This is a genomic window from Sulfurimonas sp. (assembly GCF_016744025.1).
Taxonomy (GTDB): Bacteria; Campylobacterota; Campylobacteria; order Campylobacterales; family Sulfurimonadaceae; genus Sulfurimonas.
The window spans coordinates 1-10,756 of the sequence record NZ_JADGFC010000091.1 but is presented as its reverse complement, the minus strand read 5'-3'; the positions used below and the strand labels follow the sequence as shown (position 1 = coordinate 10,756).

General features: G+C 30.9%; 11 protein-coding genes and 1 tRNA gene. 3 read left to right on the top strand and 9 right to left on the bottom strand.

The features are described from left to right. Positions 1-91 precede the first annotated feature (91 nt). Positions 92-214 carry a hypothetical protein gene (locus QZZ48_RS11545; RefSeq protein ID WP_294965926.1) on the top strand — a complete coding sequence of 41 codons (123 nt, stop codon included), beginning with the start codon at positions 92-94 and terminating at the stop codon, positions 212-214. 70 nt (positions 215-284) lie between these two features. Beyond that, positions 285-1,115 carry a prephenate dehydrogenase gene (locus tag QZZ48_RS11540; protein WP_294965923.1) on the top strand — a complete coding sequence of 277 codons (831 nt, stop codon included), beginning with the start codon at positions 285-287 and terminating at the stop codon, positions 1,113-1,115. On the opposite strand, the gene QZZ48_RS11535 is transcribed toward QZZ48_RS11540, so the two are convergent. From QZZ48_RS11535 to QZZ48_RS11495, 9 genes are read right to left on the bottom strand one after another with little or no spacing between them, the layout of a single operon-like run. Beyond that, positions 1,107-2,522 carry a BatD family protein gene (locus QZZ48_RS11535; RefSeq protein ID WP_294965920.1) on the bottom strand — a complete coding sequence of 472 codons (1,416 nt, stop codon included), beginning with the start codon at positions 2,520-2,522 and terminating at the stop codon, positions 1,107-1,109. The two genes, QZZ48_RS11540 and QZZ48_RS11535, sit on opposite strands and share 9 nt — an antisense overlap. Next, complete coding sequence (locus QZZ48_RS11530; protein ID WP_294965917.1) at positions 2,506-4,353, bottom strand: VWA domain-containing protein; 1,848 nt, start codon at positions 4,351-4,353, stop codon at positions 2,506-2,508. The genes QZZ48_RS11535 and QZZ48_RS11530 overlap by 17 nt, the downstream gene beginning before the upstream one ends. Continuing rightward, entirely contained in the window at positions 4,350-5,279 is a 930-nt protein-coding gene (locus QZZ48_RS11525; RefSeq protein WP_294965914.1) for a VWA domain-containing protein, read from the bottom strand. Before QZZ48_RS11525 ends, QZZ48_RS11530 begins: the two co-directional genes overlap by 4 nt. Next, positions 5,272-5,682 (bottom strand): hypothetical protein, encoded by a 411-nt coding sequence (locus QZZ48_RS11520; protein WP_294965911.1) that lies wholly within the window; start codon positions 5,680-5,682, stop codon positions 5,272-5,274. Before QZZ48_RS11520 ends, QZZ48_RS11525 begins: the two co-directional genes overlap by 8 nt. After that, positions 5,683-6,513 carry a DUF58 domain-containing protein gene (locus tag QZZ48_RS11515; protein ID WP_294965908.1) on the bottom strand — a complete coding sequence of 277 codons (831 nt, stop codon included), beginning with the start codon at positions 6,511-6,513 and terminating at the stop codon, positions 5,683-5,685. 9 nt (positions 6,514-6,522) lie between these two features. Then, positions 6,523-7,470 (bottom strand): MoxR family ATPase, encoded by a 948-nt coding sequence (locus QZZ48_RS11510; RefSeq protein ID WP_294965907.1) that lies wholly within the window; start codon positions 7,468-7,470, stop codon positions 6,523-6,525. A gap of 38 nt (positions 7,471-7,508) precedes the next feature. Further along, positions 7,509-8,240: a hypothetical protein gene (locus tag QZZ48_RS11505; RefSeq protein WP_294965904.1), complete on the bottom strand. Its 732-nt coding sequence runs from the start codon at positions 8,238-8,240 to the stop codon at positions 7,509-7,511. A gap of 18 nt (positions 8,241-8,258) precedes the next feature. Further along, positions 8,259-9,245, bottom strand: coding sequence for an LPP20 family lipoprotein (locus QZZ48_RS11500; RefSeq protein ID WP_294965901.1), 987 nt, complete (start codon positions 9,243-9,245; stop codon positions 8,259-8,261). A 7-nt stretch (positions 9,246-9,252) separates the two neighbouring features. Next, entirely contained in the window at positions 9,253-10,311 is a 1,059-nt protein-coding gene (locus QZZ48_RS11495) for a CsgG/HfaB family protein (protein ID WP_294965899.1), read from the bottom strand. Between the two features lie 328 nt (positions 10,312-10,639). On the opposite strand from QZZ48_RS11495, the gene QZZ48_RS11490 reads away from it, so the two are divergent. Further along, positions 10,640-10,715, top strand: a tRNA-Lys gene (locus tag QZZ48_RS11490). Positions 10,716-10,756: the final 41 nt, after the last annotated feature.

The following is a 10,756-nucleotide window of genomic DNA, read 5'->3' as shown; positions in this document are numbered from 1 at the left end:
TATTTAATCCCTATATTTTCTATTTCAATTTTATCATTTTTGAAATAAGAAAACAAATTTTACTGGTTCAGTTTTAGGGGTTCATTATACTATGGGAATGTTCATTATTAAGAACTGTGATGAGTCAGATGTTGATAAACTTTATAAAAAAACTGACGAACTTCTATATAAAGCAAAAGAAAATGGAAAAAATAATATTAAAATGTCTCAGTAGAATATATAAAGGTTAGGCTTATGTTAAGTAAATTGTGACATAATTTTGCAACTTAATAAAAAAGAATAATATGAATATTGCAATAGTAGGACTTGGACTAATGGGTGGCTCACTGGCACTTAGTCTAAAAAAATTAGATTTTATTGAAAAAATAGTTGGAAGTGATCATAACAAACAGCATCAAGAACAAGCCCTAGAACTTGGTTTAGTAAGTAAAATTATTGATTTTGAAGAAGTTAAAAACTATGATGTAATTTTTTTAGCAATTCCCGTCGATGGGGTTATTTCTGCACTTTATAGATTAACAGAGGTTGATGAAAGCACTACAATTATTGATCTTGGAAGTACAAAATCTAAAATAGTCTCTTCTATCCCTCCATCAATAAGAAAAAACTTTATTGCAGCACATCCAATGACTGGAACAGAGAACTTTGGACCACAAGCAGCAATTGAAAATTTATACACAGATCAAGTAGTAGTTTTATGTGATTTAGAAGATAGCGGTAAAGTTCAACAACAAGTAAGTAGAAAAATATTTAAAGCTCTTGAGATGCGAAAGTATTTTATGGGAGCAAATGAACATGACCGACATGCTGCTTTTATCTCACATATGCCTCATGCAATCTCTTATTCAATTGCCAATACTGTTATGAAACAAGAAAATAAACACAATATTCTAGCTCTTGCTGCAGGTGGTTTTCGTTCTATGAGTAGACTAGCGAAGAGTTCACCTAACATGTGGGAAGATATTTTTAGACAAAATAAATCCAACTTGCTTGAAGCAATAGAGCTTTTTGAAGGTGAACTTCAAATGCTCAAAAAAAGCATAAAAGATGATGAATGGAACGAAGTAAATAAAACCATGAATGATGGTTATAAACTTCACGATATACTAGACTAAGTTATATTTTTTTATTATCTCTTTTAAGAGTTTTTTATCTAAATCTATCTTAGCATCTGAGTAAATATTTTTTTCTAAAATATCTACTATATTTTGAACTTGTTCATCATTTTTATGAGGAAGCAGTTTTATAAGAAGTACTTTATGATCCTTAATAGAAACACTTTTTTCTTTCTTTAAATATATCCACGGTTTCAAGAACATAATCAGTGCACCTAAAATTAGTCCTAGTATGAAAATCAAAATAACCCAAGAATTTGATAAAGGAGTTGTTTCTACAACAACTTTTGTTAACTCTTTTTCTTCTCTTTTTATAGTTAATTCTTCTTTAGGTTTTGCATTTTTTACTTTTATATTTATTTCATTTGTTGAGATAGTTTTTATCTCTTTTGTAATTGGATCAAAATACTTTAAAATAAATGGTGCTATTGTAAAATCTCTTTCCGCTACGAAAGCTATTTTTTGCGTCAATTTATTTCCTCTTACAACTATTTTTTCATCAAAAATATTTACACCATTTATATATGGCTTAAAACTTTTTATATCTTCTAAGTTACCATCTCCTAAAACCTCTATAGTAAGGTTAAGAGCTTCACTAGGATTTATCTCTGTTTTATCCGCAGTTGCAATAATACTAAAATTACCAACAAGTTCAACTCCGCCAGGAAGCGGTTTCACATCCACACTCAGCTCATTTGAGTAATATGTTCTCCATTTGATTTTTGGTATCCATGCACCCCAACTATCACGTACATGATCTCTAGATGCTATTCGCATCTGTGCCTTAGTAATATTAAGTTTTCCAACTCTTTGAGCTGCCATAGTATAGACTACTTTTGAAACTGCATATTTTCCATCTTCACTTCTTTGTGGCTTTGACTCATTCTTAATCCAAAAACCTTTTAACTCAGGTGCAACAAATTTACTATCAACAGCTTCAGCTCCTCTTTTTTGTTTAAAAAGTAGAGTTACATCAAAGGCTTCACCAACAAATACTTCTTTTGTAGAAGTATCAAGTACTAGTATAAAATCAGCGTCTTTATTGGCAACTATTTCGCCAACTTTTATCTCTACAGAGTTACTCTTTTGAATAGTTCCATCTATTTCAACTTCGATAGGTTCTATAATACAATTTCTTTGAGGCATAAATTTATAGCTTAGGATATTACTTCTAGATATATCTCCATTTATCATCTCAATAGAGGTTCTTGCACTAGTAGAGATTACATCTGTGCCACAAAGAGAGTGAATATTTGGTCTTTGAACATCTTCACCTGAAATATGTAAAGAATAAGTAATCATTTCCCCAACTTCTATATTAGTTGCATCTACTGTTGCTCTTACACTAGCTAATGCTATGTATTGCGCTAAAAGTAAAAGTAAGGCTATCTTACCAAGGTTTTTCATTGCTATTTTCCTTCATAGGTTTTTGCTCACCCATCTTATACAAGTAAGTATTTTTTTGTAAATTCAGTTGATTTATCCATTTAGCTTCTTCAGCATCACTCATTTTTTCTTTAGATGATTTTTGTGCTTTACCTTGTTCTTGGGAACTCTTTTTATCATCATCTTTATCAAGTTTTTCTAACTGCTCTTTTTTATCTTTTTCTTTCTTTGCATCTTTTTTATCTTTTGAATCTGAACCATTCTCTTTTTTAGACTTCATGTCATCAGATTTTTGATTTTTATCTTTTGACTCTTTGCTTTTTGAACTATCTTCTTCTTTTTTAGACTTGTCTTTTTTATCGGAATTTTTATCTCCAGACTTAGAATCTTTTGATTTATTCTTATCATCTTTCTTTTTATCTTTTTTGTCGTTTTGTTTATCGTTCTTTTTAGAGTCTTCTTTTTGCTTTTTTATAAGTTTTTTAACCTCTTGAAGATTTTCTCTTGTATCCTTATCTTCTTGTATTTCTAAGGACTTCTCGTAAGCTTCTACAGCCTTTTGAAGATTTTTTCCTTTTGCATTAGCATTACCTAAGTTTGAAAAGTTTTTTGCTCTTAAACTTTCATCATCAAAGGTCGCTTTTTCATACAAGCTAACTGCTTCTTTATATTTTTTTTGCTTGTAAAGAGAGTTTCCTGCATTGAAAAAACTTTCTCCATTTTTGGATTTATCGGCATAGTTTTTATAAAGCTTCTCAGACTTTTCATAATCCCCTGCTTCATAAGCACTCTTAGCATCTTTAATATCCATAAAATCCAAGATGCCAGCCCTTGTTTGTGAAGATACAAAAAGAAGTGCTACAAGAACAAAAACAGAAGGAAGTTGAGTCTTTACTCCCTTACGCATAGAACTAGTTGCAATCAGTAAAATAAAAAGAGCCAAAGCTAGTGGATAGTAAAAAAGTGGAATATACTTATGAACATCTTCGCTCTTTAATTCTTTTTCTTTTGAAATATTTTTTATCTCTCTCAGCATTGCTATAATATCAGAAGATGAAGTTGTATTTTGTATATACACACCTCCACTAGAAGTTGCAAGTTTTGATACATTTTCATTTAATTTAGAAACTAGAACTTCTCCAAGATGCTTAATAAAAGTTCCATTTTTCAATTTTATAAGAGCTCCTTTTGTAGTCCCTACTCCCAATATAAAAACTACTATTTTACTCTCTTTTGCTAGTTCTATTTCATCTGAGAAGTCATTAGCATCCCCTCCATCACTGAGGATAAGAAGGTATTTTTCACCCTTATTATCTTGTGACTTAGAAAAAATATCTAAGATAGAGAGGAAGTCTGTACCTTTTTGAGTTATGGAAGTGGTGTCTAACTGAGTTAATAAAAAGCTTACTGCACTTGTATCAAAACTAAGTGGTGAGACAAGGTATGAGTTTTTTGCAAATGCCATAATACCTATACGCTCATCAGGAGCCTCTGCGAGTAGTGCAAGAGCCTTTTGTTTGGCTAACTCTAGTCTGTTAGGGTAAACGTCCTCTGCAAGCATTGAGTCTGAAATATCAAGAGCTATCATGATATCTGCACTTTTTGCTTTTACAGTAATAATTCCATCATCTATAACAGGTTGAGCAAGTGCTACTATTATAAAAAATCCAATTAGTAAAAACAAGGCATTTCTCACGCGAATGCTTAAGGTATTAGCCCCAACTTTTAACTTTTCCATCACTTCTTTAGAGAAGAAATGAGCTTGTGTCTCTTTTTGAATAAGTAAAAGTCCAAACAGTATAAAAAGAGGTGGCAACATATAGTATAAAAATTCAGGATGTAAAAAACTCATGCATATCCCCTTTTATTTCTCAGATAAACATAAAACATTAGAGATAACAAAGCTATGAAAAGGGGATATGTGTAGTAATACTTCAAGTATGAAAAAGTCTCAGCTTTTATCTCTGACTTTTCCAGTGCGTCTATCTCTTTGTAAACTTCTAAAAGTTCAGTTGCACTTGCAGCTCCAAAAGCTCTACCCCCAGTTTTATCAGCTATTTTTCTTAAAACCTGAATATTATACTCATGTGGCATTCCAATACCAATAGGATAAACTTTTACCTTTTCTTTAACTGCCATATCCAAGGCTACATCCATAGGAATTTTATCAATTTCTGGAGTACTAAAACCATCTGTTAGTAAAATAGCAACCTTGGATGTGGACTTAGTCATTTTAAGAAGGTTTACACCCTGAGCTAAAGATGTATTTAGAGCTGTATATTTTCCAGCCATACCTATATAAAGTTGTGAGATTATTTTATTTAAAATATTCTCATCATAAGTTAGTGGAGATGCGATGAAAGAGTAAGCTCCAAAAACAACTAAGCCTATATTGTCATTTGCTCTCTCTTTTACAAAGCTACTTACAATATCTTTAACTACATCAAATCTAGTCAATTGTGGATTTTTAACATCAAAACCCTGTGCTTTCATAGACTGAGAAGCGTCAAGGATAAGTGCAATTTCATAACCTTCTTTTGGTTCTAACTCGTATGGCTCATCTTTTACAGGCGACATTAATGCAACTATGAGCATAAGAATTCCTAGCCATTTTAAAAATAGTATCAGCTTAGATGCAGAGACTGTATTTTTCATAAACTGTCTTGTATGAGGAAAATATAGAGATGTCATTCTCATCTTACAAAAATAAGAACAGGCAATGAAAATCAAGATTACAAGAGAGAATTCTGCAAATTCAAAATAAATTCCATCAAACATCAATCATGCCTTTATACAGTTCTATAAATCCTAGAACCTCTCTGTCAAATTTTTCTACTTCTTTTTTATACTTATATGGTTCTAGCCTTTGCACTAAATTATTGTACATCTCAGTATGTCTTGGACTATCATCTTTAAAAATCAGACCTAAAGAAGTTATTATATAAGCTGTGTGTTTAGTATCACTTAGGTCTAATGAGTTAATTATTTTTATATTTTCTCTTCTTATATTAAAAGCATTTCTCGCTTTAATCCATTTATATATAAGATAAATAACTCCCAAAACTATCATAAGAGCGAACAAAGAAGCAGCTAAAAGATAGTAAAAAGAATACTCTGGTATATCAATGATTGGTTTTATATCGTGTAATGGGATATCAAAACTTTTATCTTGTCCTTGCATCTACCTACCCTCAAACAATCTACGAAGTTCTACAGCAGCACTGCTGTGTGTATATATTTTTGTAAATCTAATCTGCTGTTTTCTAAATGCTTCATATAGTTTGCGATCATGTTGTGCCACTTTTTTAGCATACGCATTTACGCTTGAAGAATTAAAATCACCTTCTAAAGCCGCCCCACTCTCTGGATCAACAAAAGATGCAAATCCCATCTTTGGTGGTTTTTCTTCAAGTATATCTCGAACAACTATTGCAATAACCTCATGCTTTTTTGCAAGTAGTTTAAAGTCTGGAATCTCGAAAAAATCTCCAATTACTAAGATAAGTGATTTTCTTCTTAGTCGTCTGTATAGAGTGTCCGATATAACTTTAAAATCAACTTTTTCATTGATTGCATTAAAGTTTAAAATTTCTGAAACATTCTTTTGAATTTGATGAAGTTTTTTACTTGGTTTTGAGTTTGATACCATCCTATCTGTGAAAATATATGAACTTAGTAAATCCCCATTTTTCAAAGTTGAAAAACCTAGAAGTGCAGATATATCAGCTACAGTTTCTTGTTTGAATTTTTTAGAACCAAAGTGAACACTTCCATTTAGAACACTTGCAACAACGACATTTAACTCTCTTTCTTCACGAAAGATTTTGATAAAAGGCTTCTGCATCTTAGCGGTAATATTCCAGTCAATATGACGAATATCATCACCTGCCATATATTCACGCAACTCAATAAAGTCATAACCTTCTCCTTGAAAAACAGAAGGGTTATTACCAACCATTTCACTAAAGACCTGTCGTCTTGCTCGAACTAGGATTTTTTGAAGTTTACTCAAGTCAATAACCTAAGGAATTGCTACAGTTTCTAAAACTTTTTGGATAATTTCATCAGTAGTAATACCTTCAGCTTCAGCCTCGTAAGTAAGCACAATACGATGACGCATAATCTCTTTAACAATATATGCAACATCAACAGGTGTTACAAAGTCTTTACCTCTTAAAAATGCCATAGCTTTTACAGCTTTAAACATATCTATACTTACACGAGGTGAAGCACCAAATTGAATAAAGTCTTTTAACTCATCAAGCCCATATTCAATTGGATTTCTAGTTGCATTTACAAGTTCAATAATATACTCTTCAACCTCTGCATCTATATGAACACTTTTGATTTCTTTTTTTAATTTCTCTAAATCTTCGTGGCTAACAACACTCTGAATCTCTTCAAAACTTCCACTAGATATACGTCTTGCAATTTCTAGTTCTTCATCTTTTGTGTTGTAATCAACTATAATCTTTAGCATAAATCTATCTAGTTGAGCTTCTGGAAGTTGGTAAACACCCTCTTGTTCAACTGGATTTTGAGTAGCCATAACAAAGAATGGAAGATCTAACTTAAATGTTGCATCTCCAAGAGTAACTTGCTTTTCTTGCATAACCTCAAGTAGAGCCGATTGTACTTTTGCAGGAGCACGGTTAATCTCATCTGCTAAAAGAAGGTTAGTAAATATAGGCCCTTTTTTAATTTTAAAACTATTATTTTGTGGGTCATAAATCTCTGCACCAAGAATATCTGAAGGCAGTAAGTCTGGAGTAAACTGAGCTCTTTTAAAGTTTAAACCTAATGATTTTGCCAGTGCATTAACTGTAGTAGTCTTTGCAAGTCCTGGAACACCTTCTATTAGAATATGTCCTTCACACAAAAGAGCGATAAGTAAACCATCTATCATTCTATCTTGTCCAACAACTACTTTAGAAACTTCTTCTTTTATCGTTTGTATTTTAGAAACCATGCCTAATTGACCTTATATTAAATCTGATGAAAGTATACCTAAGAGGGGTTAATGATTGTTGAATTACTCTCTTCATTCCATCTTTTTAAAAAGACATTTTTCTCATATATTTTACACCCAAGTTTTCGCTTGTATGGCATATGCGTATCCCCTAAATTCCAGAATTTAAAAGCATTTTTTTCTAAAAAATTTACTAATAAAACAAGTTGTAAATTTCCATAGTTATTATACTTTTTTTCTTTTGAGCTAAATCCACTCAATCTTGTATAGGTAGAGCCGATTATATAACCAACTTTTCCTGATATAAGTTCATTAGAATCTTTTGAAACTACTTCAACTGAAATTATTTGAAAATTATTATTCTCTTTACTCGTATGTAATTTTTTTAAAAGCTCTAAATATTGATCTTTTAACCAATTGTATTTATGTTGAGTAGATATTTTTTCAAGCACTTCAGAAAATCTAGTGTTAATAGAAAAGTTGTAATTCTTACTTGAGAGTAGTTTTTTTACTTTTTTTGATATATGAAGATCTTTAAAGTCTAATATTGAATAATCAAACTGTAGTTCAGGAAGAAGAACTAGTCCCTCTTTAGTATCATAGGTAGTGCTTATAAAACCAGCTTTAGCCAAGTCAATATAAAATTCACAAGACCAATCATCACTCCAATAATAACTATTGTCTTTATTTAAACAGATAATATTTTCAAAATATGTTTTATCTTTTAGTTTTTCTTGGCTTATATAATATATTTCGGATTGTTTATACATAGTGAAAGTATAGGCAGATTAATCTATTTTAAGATTAATGCCTATTACTTCGTTGATACCTTGAGATTTGATATCTTGTTTTAAATGGATTGAAGCATTTTTGTATACACTAGCCATTGAGCCATTGTATCTCTCTTTTAATATAACTGATTTCCCACCAATACGCTGAGACTTATCAAAGACGCTTACATTCATGTTTAAAACAGCTATATTTCTGTTTACTCTGTCAGTAGTATTTATCTTTATTTGTACTGAGTTTGTCTTTGAACTAGAAACCTTATAATTATTTTGTGCCAAGTAATTTTTTATATTTTGTACAAACTTAGAAGATTTAGAATTTCCACTAACAAAAAATCTGAGTTTTTTAGACTCTGCTAAAAATTCTTTTTGCTTTTTACTTACAAAACTTAAATTCTTTTTCTTATCAAAACTACTATCTAGGTCAGATATTATAAAAATCACCGGAAGTAATGTAGAAGCTTCAGCAGATAACTCTTTTTTAGTGTTGTATTTACTTAAAGAATCTCTACCGTTAAGAGAATTGTATTTTTGCACTATACTTTTTTTCTGAATTTCTAAGTTCTCTTTTAGTCCCTTTAAAAGCTTTTGCTTATCTGTTTCAATCATAACAGCAAATTCTCTGTAACTAACCTTATGTGACTTAATAACATTGTAGTTATTTATCTTTACCTTAGATACAGCAGATTTTATTTGATTTTTGATTGTAGATTTAGAAAAAGAACCTTGAACCTCTTGATTAGACTCATATGAAGACTCAATAGTCGTACCAAGCTTTGCAATCATATCACTTAGGGCAGCTTTAATTGCAGACTCTCTATCAGACTCAATACCCATACCATACATAAATTGATTATTATCACTTGGAAGTGGAGCATTTATCCATGCAGGAAGTACTTTTGGCTTTGCAACTGGAGCAGCAGAGCTGCCACCACAACCACTAAATATTAAAACTGTAGTTATTAGAATTAAATATAATTTAAACAATTTAGACTTACTTAGCATTCATCTGTTGCTTTGCTTCTTCTCTTTTATCAATAAGCCCATCAATTCTTGACATTGCTGAATTTATTTCATCAACTGGCTCTATTGTTAAATCATCAGCCATTTCATATAATTTTTTAGCTTCATCAAATTTACCTTGCGCTTCATTAACAACTCCATATGCATATGCTATTACATATGATTTTCCATTAACTTCATCAAGTAAACCTTGTAAAAGTTTTGCTGACTTGTTCATACGACCTGCTTTTATATATGCTAAAGCATTCTCAAAAGTTTGTTCTTGTCTATCAGTTATACCATCTAGTTCTATACTGTCAATCAATTCTACATTAAAGTGAATATAATGAGGTGTTAATTTATACACAAACTCAGATGCGATTGCTGATGTTAGTCTGTTTAAAGCTTGACCTTTTGATAAAATTTTATTAGATGAAGAACCCGCTCCCATAAAGCCTAAAACTGAGCTTCCTGATTTACATGAATCTGCACTGTACTCTTTACTAATAGTATCTCCATATATAATAGAGCCTGTTTCCACATTAACAATATTAACATTGGCAGAAACTTCAGCTTGTATAGTTTTACAAGTTACTTTATAATGCTTATATCTTACACAACCTTCTTTAGACCATTTAAGACATTTTTCTCTACTCTCTCTATATTTATCAGAAGTAGCAGTTGCAGAAGCAATTTCTCCATTTATTATAGCCTGAGCACCAATAAGTTTTCCAACTCTTGTTGCAGTTACTTCATCCATTAGTTCTGAAGATTGCAATTTTTGTTCAGCAACAATCTTATTTAAATCTTTTCTACTTACAACAGTAAAGTATCTTTTGTGATCAAGCTTATGTTTTGCTATCTCTGATTCAATTTTTCCAGATAAACCATGTCTATCATTTTTAAAACCACTTATTGCAATTTTCTTCTTTGTAGCCATTTCTCCAACTTCAGCTGGATTTAGAGCTTTAATTTGCACCTTTTGAGCACAACCGCTCATTAGTAGTGAAACAGCGGATGCTGTTAGTAACAGTTTTAATGATAATTTCATTTATCTTCCCTTTAAAATATATAAGTCAATTCTAGTTAATTGTTGTTTAGTTTAATATTAATATTAATACATAGATATAATATGTATATTTAATAATCAGTAACTTTATACATTTTATTAGACCCTAATTTCATATATTCTTTACATCTATTTGGAGAATAGATATTAAAAAGTCAAGTAATTCCTTGTTATATTTTTATCAAAATAAATGTTTTTTATGAGTAAATAGAATGATTAAAAAAGAAATTTGAAATTCTTTTAATAATTGCTTGACATTGAAAACTGATTTGTCTATAATTCCCATCCACAAACAGAGATGTTTGATTTTGTCTTGTTAGCTCAGCTGGTAGAGCACGTCACTTTTAATGATGTGGCCGATGGTTCGAATCCATCACAGGACACCATATTTACACTTAGTTGGCCCCGTCGTCTAGCGGTTAGGATC